This is a genomic window from Stenotrophomonas koreensis (genome assembly GCF_001431525.1).
GTDB lineage: Bacteria > Pseudomonadota > Gammaproteobacteria > Xanthomonadales > Xanthomonadaceae > Stenotrophomonas > Stenotrophomonas koreensis.
Genome location: NZ_LDJH01000002.1, coordinates 91034 through 117451, shown reverse-complemented (window position 1 = coordinate 117451; position 26418 = coordinate 91034). Strand labels below are relative to the sequence as shown.

General features: G+C 66.7%; 18 protein-coding genes. 10 read left to right on the top strand and 8 right to left on the bottom strand.

All coding sequences use genetic code 11. The features are described 5' to 3' along the window. Position 1 precedes the first annotated feature (1 nt). From ABB25_RS00750 to ABB25_RS00740, 3 genes are all read right to left on the bottom strand, one after another. The gene (locus tag ABB25_RS00750; RefSeq protein ID WP_057662269.1) at positions 2 to 667 is read right to left on the bottom strand and encodes a hypothetical protein; all 666 of its coding nucleotides are present in this window, start codon (positions 665 to 667) and stop codon (positions 2 to 4) included. Between the two features lie 125 nt (positions 668 to 792). After that, the gene (locus ABB25_RS00745; RefSeq protein WP_160319384.1) at positions 793 to 3396 is read right to left on the bottom strand and encodes a serine/threonine-protein kinase; all 2604 of its coding nucleotides are present in this window, start codon (positions 3394 to 3396) and stop codon (positions 793 to 795) included. 113 nt (positions 3397 to 3509) lie between these two features. Continuing rightward, complete coding sequence (locus ABB25_RS00740) at positions 3510 to 5411, bottom strand: ABC-F family ATP-binding cassette domain-containing protein (RefSeq protein ID WP_057662262.1); 1902 nt, start codon at positions 5409 to 5411, stop codon at positions 3510 to 3512. Positions 5412 to 5662: 251 nt separating this feature from the next. On the opposite strand from ABB25_RS00740, the gene ABB25_RS00735 reads away from it, so the two are divergent. Next, complete coding sequence (locus tag ABB25_RS00735; protein ID WP_057662259.1) at positions 5663 to 8059, top strand: TonB-dependent receptor plug domain-containing protein; 2397 nt, start codon at positions 5663 to 5665, stop codon at positions 8057 to 8059. A gap of 213 nt (positions 8060 to 8272) precedes the next feature. Next, positions 8273 to 10000: a YbaL family putative K(+) efflux transporter gene (gene ybaL / locus ABB25_RS00730; protein ID WP_057662257.1), complete on the top strand. Its 1728-nt coding sequence runs from the start codon at positions 8273 to 8275 to the stop codon at positions 9998 to 10000. Positions 10001 to 10190: 190 nt separating this feature from the next. On the opposite strand, the gene ABB25_RS00725 is transcribed toward ybaL, so the two are convergent. Then, positions 10191 to 11483, bottom strand: coding sequence for an O-acetylhomoserine aminocarboxypropyltransferase/cysteine synthase family protein (locus ABB25_RS00725; protein ID WP_057662254.1), 1293 nt, complete (start codon positions 11481 to 11483; stop codon positions 10191 to 10193). Between the two features lie 250 nt (positions 11484 to 11733). Here ABB25_RS00725 and ABB25_RS14440 point away from each other — a divergent pair, with 250 nt between their 5' ends. From ABB25_RS14440 to ABB25_RS00705, 6 genes are all read left to right on the top strand, one after another. Then, complete coding sequence (locus ABB25_RS14440) at positions 11734 to 12438, top strand: hypothetical protein (RefSeq protein WP_152980868.1); 705 nt, start codon at positions 11734 to 11736, stop codon at positions 12436 to 12438. Beyond that, positions 12435 to 12599 carry a hypothetical protein gene (locus ABB25_RS14700; protein ID WP_160319383.1) on the top strand — a complete coding sequence of 55 codons (165 nt, stop codon included), beginning with the start codon at positions 12435 to 12437 and terminating at the stop codon, positions 12597 to 12599. Before ABB25_RS14440 ends, ABB25_RS14700 begins: the two co-directional genes overlap by 4 nt. Positions 12600 to 12695: 96 nt before the next feature. After that, positions 12696 to 13367, top strand: a complete 672-nt coding sequence (locus tag ABB25_RS00715; protein ID WP_160319382.1) for a hypothetical protein — start codon at positions 12696 to 12698, stop codon at positions 13365 to 13367. After that, positions 13364 to 13528 carry a hypothetical protein gene (locus tag ABB25_RS14695; protein WP_160319381.1) on the top strand — a complete coding sequence of 55 codons (165 nt, stop codon included), beginning with the start codon at positions 13364 to 13366 and terminating at the stop codon, positions 13526 to 13528. Before ABB25_RS00715 ends, ABB25_RS14695 begins: the two co-directional genes overlap by 4 nt. Before the next feature lie 96 nt (positions 13529 to 13624). Further along, entirely contained in the window at positions 13625 to 14287 is a 663-nt protein-coding gene (locus ABB25_RS00710) for a hypothetical protein (RefSeq protein WP_152980866.1), read from the top strand. Next, positions 14284 to 15852, top strand: coding sequence for an XVIPCD domain-containing protein (locus ABB25_RS00705; RefSeq protein ID WP_057662241.1), 1569 nt, complete (start codon positions 14284 to 14286; stop codon positions 15850 to 15852). The genes ABB25_RS00710 and ABB25_RS00705 overlap by 4 nt, the downstream gene beginning before the upstream one ends. Positions 15853 to 16160: 308 nt before the next feature. Here the strand turns inward: ABB25_RS00705 and clpB are convergent, their stop codons facing one another. After that, positions 16161 to 18746 (bottom strand): ATP-dependent chaperone ClpB, encoded by a 2586-nt coding sequence (gene clpB, locus ABB25_RS00700; RefSeq protein WP_057662239.1) that lies wholly within the window; start codon positions 18744 to 18746, stop codon positions 16161 to 16163. Between the two features lie 318 nt (positions 18747 to 19064). Here clpB and ABB25_RS00695 point away from each other — a divergent pair, with 318 nt between their 5' ends. Both ABB25_RS00695 and ABB25_RS00690 read left to right on the top strand, forming a co-directional pair. Then, the gene (locus ABB25_RS00695) at positions 19065 to 21668 is read left to right on the top strand and encodes a TonB-dependent receptor (RefSeq protein WP_057662235.1); all 2604 of its coding nucleotides are present in this window, start codon (positions 19065 to 19067) and stop codon (positions 21666 to 21668) included. A 45-nt stretch (positions 21669 to 21713) separates the two neighbouring features. Further along, complete coding sequence (locus tag ABB25_RS00690) at positions 21714 to 22910, top strand: cytochrome-c peroxidase (RefSeq protein ID WP_211259269.1); 1197 nt, start codon at positions 21714 to 21716, stop codon at positions 22908 to 22910. A 357-nt stretch (positions 22911 to 23267) separates the two neighbouring features. Here the strand turns inward: ABB25_RS00690 and ABB25_RS00685 are convergent, their stop codons facing one another. From ABB25_RS00685 to ABB25_RS00675, 3 genes are all read right to left on the bottom strand, one after another. Then, on the bottom strand, positions 23268 to 24092 hold the full coding sequence (locus ABB25_RS00685; RefSeq protein ID WP_152980864.1) for an energy transducer TonB family protein: 825 nt from the start codon (positions 24090 to 24092) through the stop codon (positions 23268 to 23270). A 147-nt stretch (positions 24093 to 24239) separates the two neighbouring features. Beyond that, positions 24240 to 24779, bottom strand: a complete 540-nt coding sequence (locus tag ABB25_RS00680) for a DUF4166 domain-containing protein (protein ID WP_244477719.1) — start codon at positions 24777 to 24779, stop codon at positions 24240 to 24242. After that, positions 24776 to 26389 (bottom strand): SulP family inorganic anion transporter, encoded by a 1614-nt coding sequence (locus tag ABB25_RS00675; protein WP_152980862.1) that lies wholly within the window; start codon positions 26387 to 26389, stop codon positions 24776 to 24778. Before ABB25_RS00675 ends, ABB25_RS00680 begins: the two co-directional genes overlap by 4 nt. Positions 26390 to 26418: the final 29 nt, after the last annotated feature.

Below are 26418 nucleotides of genomic sequence, written 5' to 3'. Positions count from 1 at the left end.
CTCAGTCCTGGCTGCCCCACGGGGCCGGCGGCACGGCTACCGGCTGGCTCAGGTCAAACTCGACCTTGAACAGACGGCCACTGGGGCGGGCAAGTTCGTACAGGAAGCGCTTGCCCGGCTCGATCTCCATCGCCCAGATATTGCTGGTGGACTGCTGCAGGCCTTCGCGTTCGAACAGCTCGACACTGTAGGCGTCGACCGGAAATTCCTGGCGTACGGCGCTACCGGCAACCACGGTGTCGCCGCCATACATGGTCTGGATGTCCTCACTGCCATCAGGGTGACGGTGATCATGCTTCAGGCGCAGGCCGCCCTCGGTGCGGGTAAGAATCCAGGTGCGCGAACGATCCTCGCCGACATGGAACGGCACCCGCAGCTCTTCGGCCGGGTTGTCGCAGCCACGCACATGCATCACCAGCGCCTTGCCTTCAAACGCATCGGGTTGGCCGGTGGCCGGCTCGTTGGCGATGATCCGGCCGGCAAATGCCTGCCCGCAATGCGTTGCCAGTGCCGCCAGGAAGGCATCGGCCGGCGCCTGGCCCTGCTCGCTGCCGGCAGCCAGGTTGGCCGCCGAGGCGGTGGCGGGGGAGGTATCGGCCGTGTCGCCGCAGGCGGACAGGGAGAGTGCCAGCGCCAGGCCAGCCAGGGTCAGTCGGGTCTTGTTCATGCCGCCATCCTTGCCGCTCAGCCGGCCGGATGCAAGCCGGCGCCAGGCCCGGCAACCTGTCCAGGGTCCTTGGCAGGCGCGCCCTGCCCCACGGGCCAAGACGGATAAGCACACCGACAAAGACGTCAACCCGCAGCGGGCTGCTGCGCGGTGGCCGCCTGCTGGCGCCACTGCACGGTCCATGCCGAGGCCGGGCCATACAGTCGGGTTGCCGCCTGGATCAATGCCGCCCATGCGTCGGGCGCGCGCGCATCGGCCCGGGTCGAAAGCAGGCGTGCCTGCAGGGCCTGTTGCTGCAGGGCCAGATGCGGGGTCAGCGCCCGGGCATCGGCCGCACAGTCCTGCAGGGCCTGCTGCGCCTGGGACAGCTGGCCCTGCTGCAGCAGCCAGGCCACCCAGGCCTGGCGGATACGCACGCTGTTGCTGCTGCGCGCGGGCAAACCCGGCAACCAGTGCTGACGCACCTGCTGCAACAACGGCCCGGCACCGGCATCGCCCTGGGCAAGGAGGATGCCGGCCAGTTCCAGCCGGGCATCCTGGCTGTCGGGGTGGTCGGCGCCGAGCACCTGCTCGCGGATCGCCAGCACCCGTGCGGCCAGTGTCCGGGCTCGTTCGGCCTGTCCCGCCGCGGCCGCCCATTGCGCCGAGCTGGCCAGCACCAGCGAATAGCTGTAGCTGTCCTGGCCCAGCAGCTGCTCGGTCAGGACCAGCGCCTGGTCAAGATGGCCACGTGCCTGCGCCAACTCCCCCTTGCGCAGCAATGCCGCCCCCAGCCGGTGGGTTTCGCTGGAGACATACACACTGTCGGGGCCGAAAATCCCGGGAGCGCGCTGCAGATTGGCCCGGAACAGCGCGATGGCACGGTCCAGCTGACCGGCCTCGACCAGGGCCATCGCGTATTCGGTCGTGCTGGCCCAGTAGTCATACGAGCCCTCGCCGACGCTGCGCCTGAACAGCGGGGTGGACACGGCAAACGCCTGCAATGCCGCCTGCGCATTGCCGGCACGACGATTCAACATGCCGATGTTGTCGGTGGTCACGCCGACATAGAACGGGCGGTTGGCCTGCTGGTGGTTGGCCAGGGCCTGTTCAAAGGCTTCCAGCGCCGGCCCGTAGCGTTGCTGGGCCAGCAAGGCCAGCCCCAGTGAATTGTAGGATTGCGCCTGGCGGAAGCTCCCCGGCTGAGCCGGCCCGGTCAAGGCCAGGGCGCGCCGCGCCATCTGCTCGGCGGCCACGCCATCGCGCTGCTGCGCCAGCGTGCCCGACAGCAGGTTCCACAGCCGCGCCGCCTCATCGTCATTGCCGGCATCGCCATCCGTGGCCAGGGCCTGCGCCGCCTGTTCGATCAACGGCATGGCCTTGGGCAGGTTGCCCATCGAGCGATAGGCCAGACCGATCACCCCCTGCAGGCGCGCACGCACCTGCGGCGCCTGGTCCAGCTGGCCATCCACCCGCGCGGCGGCCTGGTCGAGCACATCCTCGGCACTGATCACGGCCGTGGCACGGGCGCCGCGGGTACGGGGGTTGGCCGCCTCGAAGATGCCGACCATGAAGCCGCTGACCTGTTCGGCCACCTCGGCGGCCTGCTCTGCCCGCTTGCGCTGTTGCTCCAGCTGCCAGACGAAGCCGGCCACCAGTGCCAGGACCGCCAGCAAGGCCAGCAGCCAGGTCCAGTTGCGCTGCAGCCAGCGGTGGGCGCGATACAGCAGGCCGTTGCCGCGCGCCTGCAGCGGGCGCCGCTGCTGGTAGTTGCGCAGGTCCTGGGCCAGCGCGGCCACCGAGGGGTAACGCTGGCTGGGCTCCAGCGCGCAGGCACGCGCGACGATGGCATCCAGATCACCGCGCAAGCGGCCGCGCCAGGCACAGTCCTTGCCGGCCAGCTGGCTGGGCAGGCACATCGTCGTGTTCCAGCTGCCCAGCTCGCGCCCGGCCGGGGCGCAGGCCAGCAGTTCGGCCAGCAACACCCCCAGCGAGAACACGTCACTGCGCGTATCCGGCAGGCTCTGCCCATGCAGCAGCTCCGGCGCGGCATAGGCCGGGGTGCAACAAGCGGGCTTTTCGCCGGCAAGGCTGCTGTCCAGCAGCCGGGCGATGCCGAAATCCACCAGTACCGGCTGGCCATCGTCACGGATCAGGATATTGGCCGGCTTCAGGTCACAGTGCAGCACCAGGCGCGCGTGCGCCTCCTGCACGGCGCGGCAGATCAGCTCCAGCAACTGCAACCGCTGGGTCAGGCTCAAGGCCTGCTGCTGGCACCACCGGTCCAGCGGTTGACCCTGGATGTACTCCATCACCAGGTAGGGCTGCCCTGCCGGGGTCGTGCCGCCGTCGTACAGCCGGGCAATATGCGGATGCTGCAGCGAGGCCAGGATGCGCCGCTCGGCTGCCAGCTGCGCCGCGGCGCGCTCATCGCACAGGCCGGGCAGCAGTTTGATCGCCACCTGCTGGGCGTACAGGCCATCGGCACGCTCGGCCAGGTGGACCACCCCCATGCCACCGCGCGCCAGGCACTGCTGCAGCTGCCAGGGCCCGATCCGGTCGCCCGCGCCCAGCTCGGCCTGGTCGACCTGGCGGATCAGCCGGCCGATCCGTTCGCGCACCGTGCCCAGCTCGACGGTCTGCGCCCGCAACAGCCGCAACGTCTCGGCCACCACCCCGGCATCAGTGCTCAGCTGGTGGAGCCGGGGCTCCCATTGTTCGGCCGGCAGGTCACACACCTGATCAAACAAGTGCCGGACCTGTTGCCAGTTGTCCTGTTCCACCCGCATCCCCCATTGCCGTGACGATTGCGCCCTGGCGGCCGATCCGGACAGCCCCCTGCCGGATCGAGCGCGGTGCTGGCTCAGCTGTCGATCATCGCCAGCCAGTCGGCCTCGGCCTGTTCCAGCCGCTGGGCCATGTGCTCGCGCTGCTGGCTCAGGCTGGCCAGCTTGCCGGCGTCGGCAAACACGGCCGGGTCGGCCATGGCCGCATCCAGCTCGGCCAGCTGCGCCTCCAGTTCACCGACCTTCTTTTCGGCTGCGGCCAGCTTGACCGGGTTGGCCGGCTTCTTGCCGCCGGCCCGCAGCACCACCGGCGCCGGGGCCGGTGCTGCCGCAGGCGCCTTGTGCCGGTTGGCCTCGGCCTCGGCCAGTGCCTCCCGTTCGGCCTTGGCACGCGCGCCCTGGGCCGAAGCCCGGGTGCGCAACCAGGCGGCATATTCGTCCAGGTCGCCGGCAAACGGCTCGACCACCCCGTCGGCCACGCGCCAGAAGGTGTCGCAGACCAGGCCGATCAGGTGGCGGTCATGGGACACCATCACGATGGCCCCTTCGAACACGCTCAGCGCCTCGGCCAGCGCCTCGCGCATTTCCAGGTCCAGGTGGTTGGTCGGTTCGTCCAGCAGCAGCACGTTGGGCTTCTGCCAGGCAATCAGGGCCAGCGCCAGGCGCGCGCGCTCGCCACCGGAGAAACCGTCCACCGATTCAAAGGCGCGGTCGCCGGCAAAGTTCCACTTGCCCAGGAAGTCACGGAAATTCTGGTTGACCCCATCCGGGTCGATGTCGCGGAAGTGGTCCATCGGCGTGGCACCTTCGCGCAGCGATTCCACCGTGTGCTGGGCAAAGTAGCCAATGCGCAGGTCCGGATGCGCACTGCGCTCGCCACACAGCGGCGCCAGCTCGCCGACGATGGTCTTGACCAGGGTGGTCTTGCCGGCGCCGTTGGGGCCGAGCAGGCCCACGCGCTGGCCGGCTTCCAGGCCGAAATCGACATCGGACAGGATCCTTGCATCGGGGCCATAACCGGCATCGACATGATTCAGGCGGATCAACGAAAACGGCAGCTTGGCCGGTTCGGAAAACTCGATGCGGAACTCACGCTCGGCGCGCACCGCCTCGGTACCGGTCATCTTGGCCAGGCGCTTGATCCGGCTCTGGGCCTGGGTGGCCTTGGAGGCCTGCGCCTTGAAACGGTCGATGAAGCTCTGCAGGTGGGCGCGCTCGGCCTGTTCCTTCTCGTGGGCAATCTGCTGCTGGCGCAGGTGCTCGGCGCGCTGGCGCTCGAAATCGGTGTAGCCACCCGGATACAGCCGGGCGGTACCGCCGTGCAGGTGCAGGGTGTGGGTGGCCACGTTGTCCAGAAACTCGCGGTCATGGCTGATCAACAGCAAGGTGCCGGGATATTTGAGCAGCCACTGTTCCAGCCAGTAGACCGCATCCAGGTCCAGGTGGTTGGTCGGCTCGTCCAGCAGCAGCAGGTCGGAGGGCATCATCAGTGCCCGGGCCAGGTTCAGGCGCGCGCGCCAGCCGCCGGAGAATTCAGCCACCGCACGGTGATGGGTGTCGGCCGCAAACCCCAGGCCGTGCAACAACTTGCCGGCACGCGCTTCGGCGTCATAGGCGCCGAGCTCGGCCATTTTCTGGTGCGCATTGGCCACCGCCTCCCAGTCTTCGGCGGCGCTGGCCGCAGCCTCTTCGGCCAGCACCGCGGCCACCACGTCATCACCGCCGAGCACGAAATCAATCGCGCGTTCGGCCAGTGCCGGGGTTTCCTGCGCCACGTCGGCAATCCGGATCTTGCCCGGCAGCGAGACATCGCCCTTGTCCGCCTCCAGCTCGCCACGCACAGCGGCAAACAGACTGGATTTACCAGCGCCATTACGCCCGACCACACCCACCCGGTAACCGGCATGCAGGGTCAGGTCGACATTGGACAGCAGCAGCCGCTCGCCGCGGCGGAGGGCGAAATTACGCAGGGAAATCATGGGAGGGAAAGTTTTCCGAAAGAATGAAACGGAATGAGCAGATAAGCGCCCTTCCTGCGACGCGATTCTACCGTCAACCCATACTGAGCGCGGCTGCCGCTGTGCATCCCCGGCCGGTGGTTGCGGTGGTGACCGGTTTTGACAGCGACTGAATGTTTCCTTAATAGCTGAAAGGTACGCAGCCAGCGCTGCGCCTGCCCAGCGGCCCGCTCCCCCACAGGACGCGCCGCCCCACATGGAGTCGTCTTGGCATGAATCGCAGTATCAATCCGCTTTCCGCCGCTGTTGTCATCGCCCTGGGCCTGCCCGGCCTGGCCTTCCAGGCCCAGGCCCAACAGGGCGAAAGCCCGGCCTCGCGCACCCTGGACACGGTGATCGTCACCGGTACCCGCGTGGCCGACCGCACCGTCGCCGAATCGCAATCGGCCATCGACATCATCACCCCGGAAGCACTGCAGTCCACCGGCACCACCGAGCTGGCCACCGCGCTGTCGCGCGCCCTGCCCTCGCTGAATTTCCCGCGCCCGGCGCTGACCGACGGCACCAGCGGCATCCGACCGGCGCAGCTGCGCGGCCTGTCGCCGGACCAGGTGCTGGTGCTGGTCAACGGCAAGCGCCGCCACACCTCGGCAATGATCAACGTCAACGGCAGCATCGGCCGGGGTTCGGCGGCGGTGGATATCAACGCCATCCCGATCGCCGCGATCGAACGGGTGGAAGTGCTGCGTGACGGCGCCTCGGCGCAGTACGGTTCGGACGCCATCGCCGGCGTGGTCAACATCGTGCTCAAGGGCAGCGGTGAAGGCGGCAGCCTGGCCGCCGACTATGGCCAGTATTCGGCCGGCGACGGTGCCAAGGTCCAGCTCTCCGGCGACACCGGCGTCAGCTTCGCCGACGGGCGCGGCAAGCTGCACCTGGCCGGCCAGCTCAGCCAGCAGGACGAGAGCAACCGCGCCGGCCCCTACCGCGGCACCACGCCCGATACCGGCAACTTCCCGGCGATTGGTCAGACCACCTTCATCGTCGGCGACCCGCGCGTGGACGCCAGCGCCGCTTCGGCCAACCTGGGCTTCGCCTTCAACGACAACGTCAGTGGCTATGCGAATGCACTGCTGAGCAACCGCGACATCACCTCGTTCGCGTTCTACCGTTCGCGCAACCACAGCGGCCAGGGCGCGCTGCTGGCCCAGGTCTACCCGGACGGCTACGTGCCGCAGATCAACCAGTACTCCAAGGACCGCTCGCTGGTGGCCGGTGTCAAGGGCAATACCGGCAGCGGCTGGAGCTGGGACGTCAGCCTCAACCACGGCGAGAACACCCTGGATTTCCACACCCGCAACAGCATCAACTACAGCCTGGGCGTGAACAGCCCCAGCTCGTTCTACGACGGCACGCTGAAGTACCAGCAGGACATCTTCAACGCCGACCTCACCAAGTCGCTGGACTGGGGCCTGGCCTACCCGGCCACCTTGTCCTTCGGTGGTGAGTACCGTCGCGAGAAGTGGGAACAGACCGCCGGCCAGCTGGAGTCGTACACCGGCAGCGGCGCGCAGGGTTTCGGCGGCTTCACCCCGATCAACGCGGTCAACGCCGATCGCCACAACTACGCGGTCTACGCCGGCCTGGAAGCCGACCTGACCGACAAGTTCTCCGCCGGCCTGACCGGTCGCTACGAGGACTACTCGGACTTCGGCGACAAGTTCTCCGGCAAACTGTCAGCGCGCTACGCCTTCACTGACAAGGTGGCGCTGCGTGCCACCGCCTCCAGCGGCTTCCGCGCCCCGTCGCTGGCCCAGCAGAGCTACCAGGCGGTGACCAGCACCATCATCAACGGCGTGTTCGTCGAGCGCGGCACCTTCCCGACCACCAGCACTGCCGCACAGGCACTGGGTGCCAGCCCGCTCAAGGCCGAAAGCTCCACCTCCTACAGCGTCGGCCTGGTGCTGCAGCCGGTGGACCGCCTGTACCTGACCGTCGATGCCTACCAGATCGACATCGACGACCGCATCGTGCTGTCCACCAACATCACCACCAATGCCGCCGCCAATGGATTGCTGGCCGGTCTGGGACTGCCGCAGGTCACCGCGTTCTCCTACTTCACCAATGGCATGGACACCCGTACCCGCGGTGTGGATGCGGTCTCCAGCTACACCCTGCCGTTGGCTGCCAGCAGCCTGGAGCTGACCGCCGCCTACAGCTACAACGAGACCGAGGTGAAGAAGTTCCTCGCCTCGCCGGCGGTATTCGGCAGCCTGGGCATCACCCAGTCGCTGATCGGCCGCGACGAGATCGGCCGCATCCAGGACAGCTACCCGCGTGACAAGGCCATCCTCAGCGGCACCTGGCGCTCGGACCGCTGGGAGCTGGGCCTGTCGGCCACCCGCTATGGCAGCTTCACCGTGCGCAACTCGGCCACCGCCGCCCGCGACCAGAGCTACGACGCCAAATGGGTGCTCGACGCCTCGGCCAGCTTCAAGCCCAGCGAACGGTGGAAGCTGACCGTGGGCGCGGACAACCTGCTGGACACCTACCCCGAGCGCACCGCCGACCTGCAGAACTCGACCTGGGGCATGCTGCCGTACAGCAACTACTCCCCGTTCGGCTTCAATGGCGCCTACGTTTACGCCAGGGCTGCCTATCGCTGGTAACCGCCCCGGCTTTGCCCACCACGCCCCCAGTGGGGCGTGGTCTTTATCGGGGAAGGGCAAAGCCCCTGCACCCGGACCAGGCGAAAAAAGCAGGCGCACCGGCTTGAATTGCACCGGATGGCTGCCGCGGGCAGCCCGATTCACGGCTTTTTCCCCTGTTGTACAGCCTGCACAGGCTAGAATCGGGGATCCCCGCAGCACACCAGGAAGCCCATGCCGCACAACACCGACCTGATCAACATCGTCGCTGTAGGGCTGGGGCTGGCCTTTGTACTGGGTGCCATTGCCAACCGTCTGCGGCTGTCGCCGCTGGTCGGTTATCTGGTGGCGGGCATCTGTGTGGGTCCCTTCACCCCGGGCTTTGTCGCCGATCAGGAACTGGCCAACCAGCTGGCCGAAATCGGCGTGATGCTGTTGATGTTCGGTGTCGGCCTGCACTTCTCGCTGAAGGACCTGATGTCGGTCAAGACGATCGCCATCCCCGGTGCCATTGCCCAGATCAGCGCCGCTACCGTGCTCGGCTGGGGGGTTTCCCAGCTGATGGGCTGGTCACATCTGAACGGGCTGATTTTCGGTTTCTCGCTGGCCACCGCCTCCACCGTGGTGCTGCTGCGCGCGATGGAAGAGCGCCGCCTGCTGGAAACCACGCGCGGCAAGATTGCCGTGGGCTGGCTGATCGTCGAGGACCTGGCCTGCGTGCTGGCCCTGGTGATGATGCCGGTGATTGCCGAGGTGTTCGGGCCCGACGCCGCGGGCCAGAACCACAGCATCGGCAGCGTGCTGACCTCCATCGGCATCACCTTCCTCAAGCTTGGCGCCTTTGTCGCGCTGATGCTGATTGTCGGCCGCCGGGTGATTCCGTGGATCCTCGAACGCATTGCCGGTACCGGCTCGCGCGAACTGTTCACGCTGTCGGTGCTGGCCATTGCGCTGGGCGTGGCCTTCGGTGCGGCGGCGCTGTTCGGCGTGTCCTTCGCGCTGGGCGCCTTCTTTGCCGGGATGATGCTCAACGAGTCCGAACTCAGCCACAAGGCGGCCAATGATTCGCTGCCGCTGCGCGATGCCTTTGCGGTGCTGTTCTTCGTCTCGGTGGGCATGCTGTTCAACCCGGCCATCCTGGTCGAGCATCCGTGGCAGGTACTGGCCACCGCCGCGATCATCATGTTCGGCAAATCGGCCGCTGCGTTTTTCATCGTGCGTGCGTTTGGCCATTCCAAGGCCACCGCGCTGACCATTTCCGCCTCGCTGGCACAGATCGGCGAGTTCGCCTTCATCATCGCCGGCCTCGGTGTCGCGCTGAAGATCCTGTCCGCCGAGGGCCAGGCACTGGTGCTGGCCGGCGCGCTGATCTCGATCCTGCTCAATCCGTTCGTGTTCGGCCTGCTCGACCGCTGGCAGGCCCGCCATCCCGAATCCAACCCGCTCAAGCAGCCGCTGGATACCCCGGCCGGCCCTTCGCGCGAGCTGGAAAACCACGCCATCGTGATCGGCTACGGCCGGGTCGGCAGCGAACTGGCCCAGGTATTGCGCGACCGCGGCGTGCCGGTGCTGGTGATCGATGACAACGAACACCACGTGGCCCGCGCCCACGGCAACGACATCCCGGCCATCCGCGGCAGTGCCGCCGCCGATGCGGTGCTGGCCGAAGCACGCCCGGAAAAGGCCGCCATTGCCATCCTGGCCATTCCGCAGCCACTGGAAGCGGGTGAATCCATTGCCAAGCTACGTGCGATGAACAGCAACCTGACCCTGCTGGCGCGCGCGCACAGCGATGCCGAGGTCAAGCACCTGCTGGCCCACGGCGCCGACGGCGCGATCATGGCCGAGCGCGAGCTGGCCTGGTCGCTGGCCGAGATGGTGATGGCCAGCCCGGCCCTGCGCCCGGCCCGGCCGTTGCCGCCGGCCAATCCCTTGCCGGAAATCAACAACAGCGTTGCTTGAGTGTCCCGCGCAGCAGCGCGGTCAATGCCTGCTGCCGCAGGCCGCCAGCTACCCGATGCCGGCCATCACTGGTGGCCCGCCGCTGGCAGCGCGCTGGCGCATTACCGGACCCGGTATCGGCCAGCCCGGGCTGGCCATCCTGATCGGGCGCCCCAGTGCAGACGTGCACTCCGCTGCACCGGTCCGGTTCTCAGCCGACCGCTGCCAGCGCCTGCTCCAGGTCGGCCAGCAGGTCATCGATATGTTCGATGCCGATGCACAGCCGCACCGTATCCACACTGACCCCGGCACTGGCCAGCTCCTCGGCTGAGAGCTGGCGATGGGTGGTCGAGGCCGGATGGGTGGCCAGTGACTTGGCATCGCCGATGTTCACCAGCCGGGTGAACAGCTGCAGCGCATCGAGGAACTGCGCCCCGGCCTCGCGCCCGCCGGGCAGGCCGAAGGTGAGCAGGCCCGAGGCACCGCCACCGCGCAGAATGCGCTGGGCCAGCGCATGGTCCGGGTGCTCCGGCAGGCCGGCATAGTTCACCCAGGCCACTTTCGGGTGCTGCTGCAGGTAACGGGCCACCGCCAGCGCGTTGGCATTGATCCGGTCCATGCGCAAGGCCAGGGTCTCGATCCCCTGCAGGATCAGGAAGGCATTGAACGGGGAGATCGCCGCACCGGTGTTGCGCAGCGGCACCACCCGCGCCCGGCCGATGAAAGCCGCCGGGCCCAGCGCCTCGGTATAGACCACGCCGTGGTAGCTCGGGTCGGGGGTATTCAGGCGCGGAAAGCGGGCCGCCTGCGCTGCCCACGGGAACCTGCCCGAGTCCACGATCGCCCCACCCAGGCTGGTGCCATGGCCGCCCAGGTACTTGGTCAGCGAGTGCACCACGATGTCGGCGCCATGCTCGAACGGACGCAGCAGGTAGGGCGTGGCCACGGTGTTGTCCACGATCAACGGCACCCCGGCCGCATGCGCCACTGCGGCGATCGCCGCGATGTCGGTGACATTGCCCCGCGGGTTGCCGATCGACTCGACAAACACCGCCTTGGTCTTGTCATCAATCAGCGCGGCAAAGTCGGCCGGATCGTCACTGCCGGCAAAACGCGTGCTGATCCCGAACTGCGGCAGGGTGTGTGCCAGCAGGTTGTAGGTACCGCCGTACAGCGCACTGGCCGCGACGATGTTGTCACCGGCCTCGGCAATGGTCTGGATCGCATAGGTGACTGCCGCCTGGCCCGAGGCCAGGGCCAGCGCGCCGATGCCCCCTTCCAGCGCCGCCACCCGCTGCTCGAGCACGTCGGTGGTCGGGTTCATGATCCGGGTATAGATGTTGCCCGGCACCTTCAGGTCGAACAGGTCCGCACCATGCTGGGTGTCATCGAAGGCATAGGCCACGGTCTGGTAGATCGGCACCGCCACCGCACGGGTGGTCGGGTCCGGGCGGTAGCCGCCATGCACGGCGATTGTTTCGGGCTGCCAGTTCGAATAACTCATCGCTCTATCCGGATGAAGGAATGGAGATCGAGGATACTGCAGCCCCTGGCAACTGCAGGCAACGGTTGCTGATGTGACCGATAGGCCACGCCCAGCCTGGCGTCTGTACCGCACTCACGCCGGTCCCGCGGTTTACCGGCCCTGCCCCGCAGGTCGCGCAATCCTGTCAGCAAGCGCAGGGGCGGCCCTCCCCGGCCCGGTCAGCCGGCTTGCTACCCTGCCCGGCCGACACACCGAGGAGCTGACAAGGATGCCCAAGCCCACCCGTCTGTTGCCCTGCCTGGCTCTGGCCCTGCTACTGAGCGTTGCCGGCTGCCGTCATACCGGCAGCACGCACGCAGCAGATACCCCAGCCAATGCCGTCAGCACAGCAACCACCGCGACCACCAAGGAAAGACTTGTCCGTCTGACCCCGCAGCAACAACACGACGAAGAGATAAAACGTTGGGACGCCTGGCCCATCCGCGAAGGCCACAGCCCCGAGCGTGCGTGGCAGGGCGTGTTGCACCTGCTACGCACGGTGCCACGCTTTGCCGACATCACCCCGGAAATCGCCGGGCCGGCGCTGGGGATGCCTGGGCAAAGCCTGCCCCCGCCCCTGCGCGGCTACAGCGCGCGCATCCACCCGGACTGGGCGCTGGGCTGGGCGCTGGATGAGCGCACATCCTTGCCGATGGTGGACGTATCCCTGGGGCACCGCCCACAAATGGGTGCGCCCTATGTTGACCCGGCCCCGGTCTGTGATGGCCCCACCGACTGGGCGGCCTTGCGCGGGGCGCTGGAGGAAATGGGTTATGAGGTATGGTCCAGCGTATCCGAGCTTGGCCATTACACCTATAACGACCGCTATGCACTGACCATCACTCTGCTGCCCAGCAGTCAACTGCGCAAGACGTGCATTAACAGCATCAAGATCATGCCGCTCTCGCCGATTTCCTCACGGGTGCGTCGATGAGCGTGCTCAGCCCCAAGGCGGATAGCCTGCTCACTGCCCTGGCCAGCCAGCCCGGCGTAACGCAGCAGCATATGGACGGCCTGCGCGATGCCATCACCAGCTCACCGGCCTTGGTTGACCTGTTCAATGACACCCTGGCCTGCACAGCGCCGGTGATGTGACCGGCTTGGACGCTTGTCTGTAACAGCACCGTCACCCTGCACACATCGACAAGGACCCTGATGCCCATGCGTACACACCGGATGCCCTGCCTGGCCATGGCCCTGCTGCTGACCCTTGCCGGCTGCCGTCATAGCGGCGGCACGCACGCAGCAGATACCCCGGCAAGCACCGCCAACGCGACAGCCACAGCAATCACAGCAACCGCCAAGGAAGGAGCTGCCCGTATGATCGTGCAGCAACAACACGACGAAGAGATAAAACGTTGGGACGCCTGGCCCATCCGCGAAGGCCACAGCCCCGAGCGTGCGTGGCAGGGCGTGTTACACCTCCTGCGCACGGTGCCGCGCTTTGCCGACATCACCCCGGAAATCGCCGGACCGGCGCTGGGGATGCCCGGGCAAAGCCTGCCCCCGCCCCTGCGCGGCTACAGCGCACGCATCCATCCGGACTGGGCACTGGGCTGGGTTCTGGATGAGCGCACAGTCGTGCCGATGCTGGAGGTATCAGTGGGCCACCGTCCGGTACCCGGTTCTACCTACATGGACCCGGCCCCGGTCTGCGATGGCCCGACCGACTGGGCCGTCTTGCGCCCCGAGCTGGAAGCGATGGGGTTCACTCTGTGGGCACAGTGGGGCGCTTTGGATTATTCCAGCGCAAATGATCACTATGCGCTGTCCATCGATCTGCTGCCCAGCACCCAGTTGAATGGACGGCTGTGTATCAAAGGCATCACCCTCCAGCCGATGCCACAGCAGGTGCGGCCATGAGCGTGCTCAGCCCAAAGGCCGAGAGTCTGCTCACTACCCTGGCCAGCCAACCCGGCGTAACACAGCAGCACATGGCCGGCCTGCGCGATGCCATCACCCGTTCACCTGCCTTGGTGGAATTGTTCAATGACACCATGGCATGCACAGCGCCAGCAATGTGATCGGCTTCCGGGCTTGCCTGTTGCTGCACTTTTACACTGCACACATCGACAAGGACCTTGATGCCCATGCGCACACACCGGATGGCCTGCCTGGCCATGGCCCTGCTGCTGACGCTTGCCGGCTGCAGCCATGGCGGCGCCACGCACGCAACAGATACCCCGGCCGGCACCGCCAACTCGACGACAGCAGCAACCGCCAAGGAAGGAACTGCCCGCATGACCACGCAACAACAACACGACGACTACATGAAACGCTGGGACGCCTGGCCCATCCGCGAAGGCCACAGCCCCGAGCGTGCCTGGCAGGGCGTGTTGCACCTGCTACGCACAGTGCCACGCTTTGCCGACATCACCCCGGAAATAGCCGGACAGGCGCTGGGGATGCCCAGTGATGGAATGCCCCCACCACGCCATGGTTACAGTGCACGCATCCACTCGGACTGGGCAATGGTCTGGTTTTTGAACGACACCTCCGTCGTGCCGGAGATACGTGTTTTTGTAGACCACCGCCCATTGGCGGATTCGGCGTATATGGACCCGGCCCCGGTCTGCGATGGCCCGACCGACTGGGCGGTCTTGCGCCCCGAGCTGGAAGCGATGGGTTTCACTCTATGGGCGCAGTCCAGTGCGCTGAGCTACTCCAGCGTAAATGAGCGCTATGCGCTGTCCATCGATCTGCTGCCCAGCACCCAGTTGCATGGGCGGCTGTGCATCAAAGGCATCACTCTCCGGCCGATGCCACAGCAGGTGCGACCATGAGCGTGCTCAGCCCCAAGGCCGAGAGCCTGCTCACTGCCCTGGCCAGCCAGCCGGGCGTAACGCAGCAGCATATGGACGGCCTGCGCGATGCCATCACCAGCTCACCGGCCTTGGTTGACCTGTTCAATGACACCCTGGCCAACAGCAGCGGCAGCAAGCCGGCATTGACCACGCTCGGCCTGCTGGCCCCTGGTAGCAATTTGGGCGCGCAATACGACCCCACAACAGGCAGCCTGAACTTGGACTTGAATTCGTTGTTCTTGGCCAGCTTAGATCGCCCGAATTCCGGTGTGTTGACGTTTCTTTTCGCCCACGAACTGGAACACGCGCGCAATGCAAGCCAGATGGCCGACGTCTGGATGGACTACCACCGCGATGCCAGGAAGGTGGCCGATGCCGGCGGTGAGCCGCCACGGGACTACAGCGCCCCGCTCGAGACATATCTGAACCAGACCCGTTGGGACGAAGCCAGTGCACAGGTACGTGGCTTGAACATTCTGGCCGATCGCCTGCAGGCAGAGGGCAAGGCTGTCAATGAAAGTGAACTGCTCACACTTGGCGGTCGCCGGATGGAAGATTTCTTTCTGTACGACTCCGTCTCCAATGCATACACCTGGAAGCCCGGTTACTCCCCCAACCCAGACAACACCCTGACCCTGGATGCCGGCAACCAGGCGGCCATTGACCAGCATTACTACAACAAGCCGCCGGAAATACTCCGGATGGGCGTAAGCGGGCACTCGGACTATCCGCACTTCTACGCAGCGACCGCCCTGCAGGTGATCGCCAATGCCGAACAGGCCGCCCACGGTGTCTGGGACAACCACACCGCCTTACCCATCAGCCTGGACATGGGCAAATTGGGGCTACGCCCGGAGTTGCTGAACTGCAATGGCATCAACCTGGGCGGCAGCGGCCGAACCCTGGCGATCCAGGACACCGGCGACCCGAACCTGCCCTTCTATGCCCTGCCCCACCACGTGCCTGCCCCGAATGTGCCACACGGGCTGCATGGACCCGCCGCACCGGGCAGTGTGACGTTGCCCCCGCCGATGGCGCCAATGGCCACGCCACCTGCATTGGCACCGGCCGGCGCTGGCCCGGCCACCAGCCAGCTGGGGCAATCGGCCACGCTGGCCGGGATGCCCCTGGCCGCCGCTCCTCCCAGCCATCACCAGCGTACCGACCCGCTGCTGGCGCAGATCCAGGGCAAGGTGGCGCAGCTGGATGCCGCCCAGGGCAAGCCCTGGGACCAGCACAGCGCCAACTTGAGTGCCAGCCTGTATGCCAGCGCGCGCGAACACGGCTTTGAACGGGTGGACCATGTGCTGCTCAGCCAGGCCACGGCCACCCAACCGGCCGGGGCCCATGTCTTCCTGGTGCAGGGCTCACCGGACGACCCGGCCCATCGGCGTGCCCAGCTGCCTACCGCCGAGGCAGTGGCCGCGCCAGAAAGCCAGTCGCTGCAGCGGGCGCAAGCGCTGGAGGCACCACAGCACGCCGATCATCCGCTGCAGGCTCAACAGCAGGAACACAGCCAGCAAGCGGCGATGCGGCATCACTGATCCCAGGTCGGCAGCCCGTCTGCTGCACCTCATCGCGGCGCAGGCTGCTGCCAAGCCAGGTTGTCGCGCCCGGAGCCGCTGGTGCGGATTCCGGCAGGCAGCAACGGTTGCGCCTGCTTTTGCAGGAGCGCATCTGAGCGCGATGGGTCTTTCCGATCAAGCCGACCGCATCGCAGCCGTGGCCGCTCCTGCCAAAGCAAGCCCCACGCCACTGCCCCGGCTGCCCGCAAGCCAGGCCAGATGGCGCCTCAAAAAGCAGGCCCCGGGGATACCGGGGCCTGCGGGTATGACGACACTGACGTGGACGTTTACGCCTTGCTGAAAACCAGCTCGCCGCCTTGGGCATCGACCACGATGGTGTCGCCGCTGGTGTACTGCCCGGAGAGGATCTTCTGCGCCAGCGGGTTTTCCAGCTGGGCCTGGATCGCACGCTTGAGCGGGCGTGCGCCATAGACCGGGTCGAAACCGGCGCTACCGAGCAGGTCGAAGGCTGCATCGGAGACCTGCAGGGCGAGCCCGCGCTCGGCCAGGCGCTTTTCCAGGCCATGCATCTGGATGCTGGCGATCGAGCGGATCTGCGCCTTGTCCAGCGGGTGGAACACCACCAGGTCATCCAGGCGGTTGATGAACTCGGGGCGGAAGTGGGCCTGGACCACGCCCATCACCGCGGCCTTCATCTGCAGGTAGGCCTCCGGCGTACCTTCACCGGCCAGCTCCTGGATCTGCGCACTGCCCAGGTTGGAAGTCATCACGATGACAGTGTTGCGGAAGTCCACCGTGCGCCCCTGGCCATCGGTCAGGCGGCCATCATCCAGTACCTGCAGCAGGATGTTGAACACATCCGGGTGCGCCTTCTCGACCTCGTCGAGCAGGATCAGCGAATACGGCCGGCGGCGCACGGCCTCGGTCAGGTAGCCGCCTTCCTCGTAACCGACATAGCCCGGAGGCGCACCGATCAGGCGGCTGACCGCGTGCTTTTCCATGAACTCGCTCATGTCGATTCGCACCATCGCATCGGAAGAGTCGAACAGGAAATCGGCCAGTGCCTTGCACAGCTCGGTCTTGCCCACGCCGGTGGGGCCCAGGAACAGGAACGAACCGCTCGGACGGTTGGGATCACTCAGGCCCGCACGCGAGCGGCGCACGGCATCGGAGACGACCTTGATCGCCTCCTGCTGCCCGACCACGCGCTTGTGCAGTTCGTCTTCCATGCGCAGCAGCTTGTCGCGCTCACCCTCGAGCATCTTGCTCACCGGGATGCCGGTCCAGCGGCTGACCACCTCGGCAATTTCCTCGGCGGTGACCTTTTCCTTGAGCAGCTTGAACTCGCCCTGCTCGGCCGCCTGGGCCGCGGCCAGCTGTTTTTCCAGCTGCGGGATGCGGCCATACTGGATCTCGCTCATCTTCGCGTAATCCTGGGCACGCTGGGCCGCTTCAAGCTCCAGCTTGGCCGCCTCGATCTGTTCCTTGACCTTGGTCGCCCCCTGCAGCGAGGCCTTTTCGGCCTTCCAGACTTCGTCCAGGTCATTGAACTCGCGCTCCTGCGCGGCGATGTCGGCCTCCATCTCGGCAAGGCGCTTGCGCGAGGCCTCGTCCTTTTCCTTCTTCAGCATCTCGCGCTGGATCTTCAGCTGGATCAGCCGGCGCTCGATGCGGTCCAGCTCCTCCGGCTTGGAGTCGATCTCCATGCGGATGCGGCTGGCGGCCTCGTCCATCAGGTCGATGGCCTTGTCCGGCAGCTGACGGTCGGTGATGTAGCGGTTGGACAGGGTCGCGGCGGCAATGATCGCCGGATCGGTGATCTCCACGCCGTGGTGCACCGCGTATTTCTCTTTGAGGCCACGCAGGATGGCGATGGTGTCCTCCACGCTCGGCTCGCCGACAAACACCTTCTGGAAGCGGCGCTCCAGCGCGGCGTCCTTCTCGATGTACTGGCGGTACTCATCCAGCGTGGTGGCGCCGATGCAGTGCAGCTCGCCGCGCGCCAGCGCCGGCTTGAGCATGTTGCCGGCATCCATCGCGCCTTCGGCCTTGCCGGCACCGACCATGGTGTGCAGCTCGTCGATGAACAGGATCACCTGGCCCTCGCTCTTGGCCAGGTCGTTGAGCACCGCCTTCAGGCGCTCCTCGAACTCGCCACGGAACTTGGCCCCGGCAATCAGCGCGCCCATGTCCAGCGACAGCAGGCGCTTGTTCTTCAGGCCCTCGGGCACCTCGCCGTTGATGATGCGCTGGGCCAGCCCCTCGACGATGGCGGTCTTGCCCACGCCGGGCTCACCGATCAGCACCGGGTTGTTCTTGGTCCGTCGCTGCAGCACCTGGATGGCGCGGCGGATTTCCTCGTCACGCCCGATCACCGGATCCAGCTTGCCGCTTTCGGCGCGCTCGGTCATGTCGATGGTGTACTTGGCCAGCGCCTGGCGCTGGTCTTCGGCATTTTCGCTGGTCACGTTCTCGCCTCCACGGATGGCTTCGATGGCCGCAGCCACCTTCTTCTTGTCGGCACCGGCCTGGCGCAGGGCCATGCCCAGGGTGCCGCCGTCCTCCACCGCCGCCTGCACGAACCACTCGCTGGCGATGAAGGCATCGCCAGCCTGCTGGGCCAGCTTGTCGGCCTGATTGAGCAGGCGCGACAGGTCATTGCCCACCGACACCTGGCCGGCCTGACCGGTCACCGTGGGCAGGTTGCCGATCAGCTCGGCCAGGCGCTCGCGCAGCAGCGGCACGTTGACCCCGGCCTGGGCCAGCAGCGGGCGGGTCGAGCCGCCGGCCCGCTCCAGCAACGCGTGCATCAGGTGCACCGGTTCGATGATGGTGTGGTCGCGTCCGACGGCCAGCGACTGCGCATCCTGCAGCGCCTGGGTAAAACGCGTGGTGAGCTTGTCCATCCGCATGGGAGCGTCCTCTCGACTGGATTGAAGGGTCGTACGACCGATGACAACGATGTGCGGACCGTGGCGGCCCAGTTCAAGCCCCGGCATTCACCGCGCAGTGGAACCGGAAGCGCATTAATTTCCTGTTGCACAAGATATGAGAATCATTATCATTGCCATCGAACCTGCTTCCGCAAGCCAGTTACGTTCACCAGTCCGCCCGGCCTCTCTCCCCGGGCGGCGGCCTGCACGCACAGCCAGCGCCTGCACCGCGCATGGCATCGCCCCGATGCCTACTGCCGCCCCACCTGCACAACGGTCCTTGCCTGCTGGCGCTGCATGCCACGCAGCGGCGTACCGCTGGGCGCTGTCATTGGAGAAACCACCGTGATCCGCTACCTGCCTGCTCCCCACCCGTTGACCCTGGCCCTGCTCGGCGCCCTGCTTGCTCCGCTGGGTGCAGCGGCCCAGTCCCCCACCAGTGACCTGGTCCTGCCCACCCTGCAGGTGGAAGACGACACCACCAGCAGCCCATATGCCGGCAAGCAGACCCTGGACGCCAGCTACATTGCCAACCAGCCAGCGGGCAATGGCGATATCGGCAGCCTGCTGAAGATCAACCCGGCCGTTCAGTACGACAACGGCCAGCTCTCCAGCTTCACCCCTGGCGAGATCAGCCCGGCCGAAGTCAGCATCAATGGTGCGGCGTTCTACCAGAACAACTTCAGCATCGATGGCATCGGCATGAACAATGGCATTGACCCGGCCGCAGACCCCTCGCCCTATCGCCTGTACAGCGGCCCTGGCAGCAGTCAGGCCTTCGCTCTGGACACCCGCCTGCTGGGTGAGCTGACCGTTCTGGACAGCAATATTTCTGCGGCCTGGGGTGGCTTCACCGGCGGCGTGATTGATGCCACAACCCGTAAACCCAGCCGTCAGGCACGTAGCGAAATCTCCACCCAGATGAGTCGCTCGTCGTGGACGCGTTACCACGTCAATGAAGCGCAGCGCGAAAGCCATGCCAATGCCTCGTCATGGGGCGATGGCCAGCCGGAATTTGAAAAGACCACCTGGCGGGCGACCACCGAAGGCTGGCTCAGCGATGATCTCGGCGTGCTGGCCAGCTACAGCCGCAAGCGCTCCACCATCCCGACCATGTTCTATTCCTCCCATCTGGTGGAACAGTTCGGCACGGAAAAGCGCGAGCAGACGCGCGCCATCGACAACCTGTTCGTCAAGGCGGTCTGGGAAGCCAATGAGCGCATCGAGCTGCAGGCCAGCCTGATGTATGCACCGCAGGAAGACAGCTACTACCGCTCCAACATCGTCGATTCGCAGATTGATATCAGCAACGGCGGCCTGCAGGCCAACCTGCAACTGGACTGGCGTACCGATTGGGGCCAGATCGACCAGCAGCTGGGCCTGACCGGCAATGAGCAGAGCCGTCATGGCCACAGCGATGACTACTACGCCTGGATCCGCTCCGACTCCAAGGACTGGGGTACCGGCAACAGCAGCCTGCAGGGAGAATATGGCCAGGTCGAGCAGGAGCAACGCAGTGCCCAGTACAAGCTGGATGTGCGCTGGGATCCGATCGCCACCGGAAGCGTGCTGCACCGCCTCAGTGCCGGCGCCCAGCTGGGCCGCGATCATTTTGACTATACCCGCCTGACCGAAAGCAGCATCTACGTCACGCCCAAGCGAACCAGCACCTGCACCAACGCTGCAGGCATCACTGACACCACCACCTGCGCCCTGGGCACCACCCACAGCACCCTGAATGCCAACAATGGCTGGGCCGGCCAGTTCTTCACCGCCCGCACCCGGTATGCCGCAGGCGCGTTTGATTTCACCACCCTGTCCGCTGCGCTGTATGTGGAAGACGACATGCGTATCGGCGATGTCTCGCTGCGCGGCGGCCTGCGCGTGGAGCGCGATGACTACATGTCCCAGACCACGCTGGCGCCGCGTCTTGCCGCTTCGTGGGATGTGGACGGTGATGGCAGCCGCCTGCTCCAGGCCGGCGTGAACCGCTACTACGGCCGCTCGGTGGCACGCTGGCGCCTGCAGGAAAACATCAACCGCCTGCGTTACAACGGCGAGCGCCGCACCACCCTCAATGACGCCTGGACCGTCGGCATCCAGGCACCAGCCGACAATGTCTTCAACCAGCTCGACATCGCCTATGACGACGAGCTGATGCTCGGCTTCAGCCAGCGCTTTGACGCGGCCACGCTCGGCCTGAAGTTCATCAACCGCCTGGGCCGCGACCAGGTCATCCAGGCGGCGGGCCGCGCCATCGGCGAGCCCTCCACCGATACCAGCGACCTGTCTGCCGGGTACACCACCTGGACCAACGATGGCCGTAGCCACAACCAGATCTGGAGCCTGACCGCCGATGGCCGCCAGCCGCTGCGCTGGGCCGGCACCACGACGGTCTGGCAGGCCGCGCTGGACTGGACCGACCAGAAGTACGCCTCGCCCAGCTACGAGGATGATGCCGCCGGCAACCTCTACTACGACAGTGACCATGTGCAGTACCTGGGCCAGCTGCTGCACCGCAGCCAGCTGCCGACCACCAACTACACCCGGCCGTGGACCGCGCGCCTGACCAGCACCACCGCCATCCCGCAGTGGAACCTGTCGCTGACCCATTTCCTGCGCTACCGCGCCGGCTACCGCGACATTGGCAAGACCGGTGAACAGGTGGAAGTCGATGGCGTGATCGCCGATGTCTACGACCGCCGCGACTTCAGCGCCACCTTCAACTGGGATGTGCGCATCAGCTGGGAGAAGGCACTGGCCGGTCAGCAGGCTGCCTTCGTGAACCTGGACATCTTCAACCTGCTCGACCGCGAAAACGTCACCAGCCTGGGGGCGCAGGCCATCCCGCAGTATGAAACCGGCCGCTCGTTCTGGGTCGAACTGGGTTACCGGTTTTAAGCCGTAACGGCGCCGCCCCGGCGGCGCCCTCTCATTGGTATCCGCATGCCAGCCTCCACTCCCGATTCCACCTCGTTCCACACCGCCCAGCGCCGCCGCCTGCGCCGCTACCTGGCTGCCTGCCTGGGCCTGATGGCAGTGGCCGGCATGGTGCTCTCCATTGCCCCGGGCCTGGCCGATGAGCAATCCGGCGCGGCGATGCGCGACTGCCGGCAGCAACTGATTGCCGGCAGCCAGGACATCACCTGCCTGCGCGCGCTGTACCGGCAACCACCGACACAGTGGCCAGCGGCACACTGGTCGACCGGGGTGGTCCAGCGCGAACTGGGCCCGCTGTTGCCGCCGACCGCGCCGGCTGACAACCCCGGCACGCCAGAGAAGGTGGCGCTGGGCCGGCGCCTGTTCGAGGACCCCAAGCTGTCAGCCTCCGGGCAGATCGCCTGCGCCAACTGTCATGACCGCCAGCTCGGCTGGGGTGATGGCAAGCAGGTCTCCTTTGGCCATGACCGCCAGCCCGGGCGGCGCAATGCCATGGATGTGTCGATGGCACCCTACAGCCAGCACCAGTTCTGGGACGGACGTGGCGGCAGCCTGGAAAACCAGGCGCAGTTTCCGATCCATGACCCGCTGGAAATGGCCAATACCATCGCCCGCATGGAGCGCTACCTGCGCCGCGATGCCGGCTACCGCGAGCAATTCGATGCGGCCTTTGGTGATGGCCGCATTGCCATGGACAAGGTGGCCAAGTCCATCGCCGCCTTCCAGCGCACCCTGTACCCGCGCAACCGTGGCTTTGACCGTTACCTGGCCGGCCGTGACACCGCCCTGAGCGACAACCAGCTGCTCGGCCTGCACCTGTTCCGGACCAAGGCGCGTTGCATCAACTGCCACAACGGCCCGGCCATGAGTGATGACCGCTTCCACAACCTGGGCATCCACTTCTTCGGCCGTGAGCGCGAAGACCTCGGCCGCTATGAGGTGACCGGCAACCCGGCCGACAGCGGCGCCTTCCGCACCCCGTCCCTGCGCAATGTGCCGCGCAATGGTCCCTACATGCACAACGGCCTGTTCCCGAGCCTGGAAGGCATCATCAACATGTACAACGCCGGCGCCTTCCGTCCGCGCCCGGTCGGGGACCAGGCCAATGACCCGACCTTCCCCACCACCGACCCGTTGCTGCAGCCACTGGGCCTGACCGCCGCCGAGCGTGATGCCCTGGTGGATTTCCTCTCCACCCTGTAAACCGCGCACAGCGTGGGGCAAGCCAACGCACCAGGCAGCGCGGCGAGCGCCGCTCGCACCGGAACACTCCTGCAGGCAGATGCCCGCGCTGCTCGTCGCGCGCAGGCGCGCTCCCACAAAAACGCACTACTTCATGCCTTTGTGCGAGCCAACGGTGTTGATCTGGCAGGCCTTGGCGTTGCTTTTGTGGGAGTCGACCTTGGTCGCGATGCCTTTGGCTTTTGCGCGGCCATGGCCACGCTGCCTGCACCTTTTTGTACGCCCCCGGTCGCGATGCTTCCATGCGACCGCCAAGCAACGCGGTGATGTTTTCGCGGCGGGCGCCGCTCCCACAGGCGCGCCCAATCCGCGCACGCCTCAGCTGCGCAGACGGAAGGCGACCGGCAGGTCCACCTGCAACGGGCTGGGCAGATGCGCCGGCGGTGCCGGCAGGCGGCGGGCGCGATGGAAAGTGGCCAGCGCCTCGGCATCCAGATCCGGGTTTCCGCACGAGTGTCGCAGACGCGTCGCCAGCACCTGGCCGTCGGCGGCGATGGTGGCATGCACCATCACCACGCCTTCCACGCGCTGCATGCGGGCGGACGCCGGATAGCTGCGGAAACGGGCCAGCTGGCGCATCACCGCCTGGCTCCAATCCGCCACGCCCTGGCTGTGCTGCAACGGTGCGCTGTCCTGTGCAGCCGTACCCGGCCCGTGCATCCCCTGGCCACGACCAACGCCGGCCAGGTGGGTGGCAGGCTGATTGTCCGGGGCAGCAACGGGGACGCTTGCCGCCATGCTGGCAGGTGCGACCATCGCCGGCTCGGTGACTGCCGCCGGGACAGCTGCCCGCGTAGGGGCCGGTTCCACTACCGCAGGTGCAGGATCAGCCGGTGGCACCGGCCTGGACGCTGCGGGCTGCGGCTTGGTAATGGCCAAGGAGGAGCTGGCTGCAGTACGCGCCCCCTGTTCCTGCAGCTGGCTGTGCGCACTGACAAAGCGCAGTTGAACCCGCTCGGTGGCCGTCTGGCTGTTGCCTGGGACCGGCTGACTGGCATCGACCTGCAACAACGCTGCGATCATCAGTCCGTGTGCCGCCAGACTGGTCAGCGCCAGCGGCAGGCGGCGCTTCCAGCCATGACCTGGCAGCGGCCCAGGACGCGGGTCGAAGCGCAGGTCTGCCCAAGCTGGGAGTACCTGCACGATCCCGTCCTTGCCATACTTGACTGCTGCGTCGCCCACGTGGATACCCATGAAACTCTAACGAGAATCATTATCACATAGGAAAGGCCAGCGCGCTTGCTGACACCCCGTTTGCCGAAGCCGCCTGTATCAGGTGCTGCCTGGCACTCAGCCGGGCAACAACCACCCTTGGTAGCGCACGACCGGGCCGATCCACGGCAGGCTGGCTTGGACATCGAAGGTGTACCGGCCCAGGGCATCGGCACTTTCCAGGCAATGCACGCCGGCAAACCATGCCGCCGGCAGCGGCAACAGCCCGAACACCCGCACCCCCAGGGTGTTCCAGACAATGCCGCCATTGCTGACAGACAACCCAAAATCAAACTGGACCAGTCCCAGCCGCTCGCGCAGGCGGCCGTGGTGCGGCCACATCCGCGAACGCATCGCCGCCGCGCCGAATCGGCGCGTCCAGATTTCCTGGTCGCTGCGGCGCTGGAACTGGACCGTGGTCGGCACGCCCTGCCCGGCCGGCGGCAGGCGCGCCGCCCAGGCACACAGGCGGGCCAACGGATGGCTGCCGCGGCTGACCACGCACTGGCCCTGCCAGCACGGTGGGCCACTGCTGGCATGCAGCGCGCGCACCGGCGCGGCGAGGTCGGCAAACGCCTCGCCGAGCAGGCCGGCAAACACCGTGTCCGCCGGGCTCACGCCGGGTCTTCCTCGCCACAGGCCAGGCCATTGGCAGCCGGCCACAGCGTGGCCAGCAGGCCCAGCAGCAGCGCCAGCAGCGCATAGGCAGCGGTCAGCTGCCAGCTGATCGCCGCACGCAGGCCGTCGATGGCCCAGGGCAGGTACACCCCGCCGCGCGGGTCGGTGGAATGGATCACCCCGAAGGCAGTAAGCACGGCAGCCAGCAGCAACACGCCCACCGCCACCGCGGTGCGCCGTTCGATCAGCGCGATCAGGCTGGCGGCCCACAGCATCGCGGTGATGATGAAGCCATTGCCCAGCACCTGCAGCGCGGCCACGTCCGACAGGCCATGGCTGTCCACCGCCGCGTACAGCACGGCGGCGGCCTCCGGCGCGACCCAGCCGCCGAACTTGATGTTGATCAGATAGGCAATGGCCGGCAGGAAGGCCAGCGCCACTGCGATAGCGTGCTCGCGCCGGGTCGACTGAAAGGCCTGCACGGTGATGTCCAGGCCGACGAACACAATGATCGGTGCCAGCACCGCCACAGGCAGCCACTGCACCAGCCCGGCGACCACGCCGAGCATGCCGCCGATGCCGACGAACAGCCCGGTCAGCAGGGTGTAGCCGGAGCGTGCGCCCAGCCGCTTGTAGGCCGGCTGGCCGATGTAGGGCGTGGTCTGCGCCACCCCGCCGCAGACCCCGGCCACCAAGGTGGAGATGGCTTCCACCAGCAGCACGTCACGGGTGCGGTAGTCATCGCCGGCCGCGCGTGCGCTCTCGGCCACATTGATGCCGCCGACTACCATCAGCAGGCCGAACGGCAGCAGCAGCGACAGGTAGGGCACGGTCAGTGGCAGCCCGTCGATGAAGCCCAGCGAGGGCAACGGCAGGGCCGGTGCCAGCGCAAAACCGGCCGGCAGCGCAAACCCGGTCAGCATCCCGGCCGCGCCCAGGCCGTAGTACAGCGCCACCCCGACCAACAGCGCAAACAGCACGCCGGGCAGGCGCAACGGCACCCGGCCGCGGGCCACCAGCACATACAGCAGCACGCCCAGGGTGACCAGGCCGACCAGCGGCTGGCGCAGGCTTTCGATCAACGGCAAAAAGCCCAGCAGCATCAACGCCGCGCCACCAATGGAGCCAAGCAGGGCCGCCCGCGGCACATGCCGGGTCACCGCATCGCCGGCAAAGGACAGCACGGTCTTGAGCAGGCCCATCACCACCAGCGAGGCCATGCCCAGCTGCCAGGTCGCCATTGCCGCGGCGGTTTCGGCCATGCCCGCGGCCTTGAAGCCGGCAAACGCCGGGCCGAGTACCAGCAGGGCCATGCCGATCGAGGTCGGCGCATCCAGGCCCAACGGCATCGCGGTGACATCGTCGCGCCCGCTGCGGGCGGCCAGACGGCGCGCCATCACCGTGTACAGCAGGTTGCCGACCAGCACGCCCAGCGCGGTGCCGGGGAACATCCGGGTGAACACCACCTCGGCCGGGAAACCGAAGATGCCGACCAGGGCCATCGCGATGAAACCAAGGATGGACAGGTTGTCCACCACCAGGCCAAAGAAGCCGTTCAGATCACCGGCAACAAACCAGCGCGTACGTTGTGGGGAGGCTGAAGCCGGCATGGTCAGGCAGGTATCCGGGTGGGAGGGGT

Bases quoted from the DNA above. Each gene is read 5' to 3' on its own strand.
- ABB25_RS00705 (WP_057662241.1), top strand. From the start codon at position 14,284: ATGAGCGTGCTCAGCCCCAAGGCCGAGAGCCTGCTCACTGCCCTGGCC.
- ABB25_RS00710 (WP_152980866.1), top strand. From the start codon at position 13,625: ATGGCCCTGCTGCTGACGCTTGCCGGCTGCAGCCATGGCGGCGCCACG.
- ABB25_RS14700 (WP_160319383.1), top strand. From the start codon at position 12,435: ATGAGCGTGCTCAGCCCCAAGGCGGATAGCCTGCTCACTGCCCTGGCC.
- clpB (WP_057662239.1), bottom strand. From the start codon at position 18,746: ATGCGGATGGACAAGCTCACCACGCGTTTTACCCAGGCGCTGCAGGAT.
- ABB25_RS00690 (WP_211259269.1), top strand. From the start codon at position 21,714: ATGCCAGCCTCCACTCCCGATTCCACCTCGTTCCACACCGCCCAGCGC.
- ybaL (WP_057662257.1), top strand. From the start codon at position 8,273: ATGCCGCACAACACCGACCTGATCAACATCGTCGCTGTAGGGCTGGGG.
- ABB25_RS14695 (WP_160319381.1), top strand. From the start codon at position 13,364: ATGAGCGTGCTCAGCCCAAAGGCCGAGAGTCTGCTCACTACCCTGGCC.
- ABB25_RS00750 (WP_057662269.1), bottom strand. From the start codon at position 667: ATGAACAAGACCCGACTGACCCTGGCTGGCCTGGCGCTGGCACTCTCC.
- ABB25_RS00740 (WP_057662262.1), bottom strand. From the start codon at position 5,411: ATGATTTCCCTGCGTAATTTCGCCCTCCGCCGCGGCGAGCGGCTGCTG.
- ABB25_RS00735 (WP_057662259.1), top strand. From the start codon at position 5,663: ATGAATCGCAGTATCAATCCGCTTTCCGCCGCTGTTGTCATCGCCCTG.
- ABB25_RS00725 (WP_057662254.1), bottom strand. From the start codon at position 11,483: ATGAGTTATTCGAACTGGCAGCCCGAAACAATCGCCGTGCATGGCGGC.
- ABB25_RS00675 (WP_152980862.1), bottom strand. From the start codon at position 26,389: ATGCCGGCTTCAGCCTCCCCACAACGTACGCGCTGGTTTGTTGCCGGT.
- ABB25_RS00715 (WP_160319382.1), top strand. From the start codon at position 12,696: ATGGCCCTGCTGCTGACCCTTGCCGGCTGCCGTCATAGCGGCGGCACG.
- ABB25_RS00695 (WP_057662235.1), top strand. From the start codon at position 19,065: ATGCCACGCAGCGGCGTACCGCTGGGCGCTGTCATTGGAGAAACCACC.
- ABB25_RS14440 (WP_152980868.1), top strand. From the start codon at position 11,734: ATGCCCAAGCCCACCCGTCTGTTGCCCTGCCTGGCTCTGGCCCTGCTA.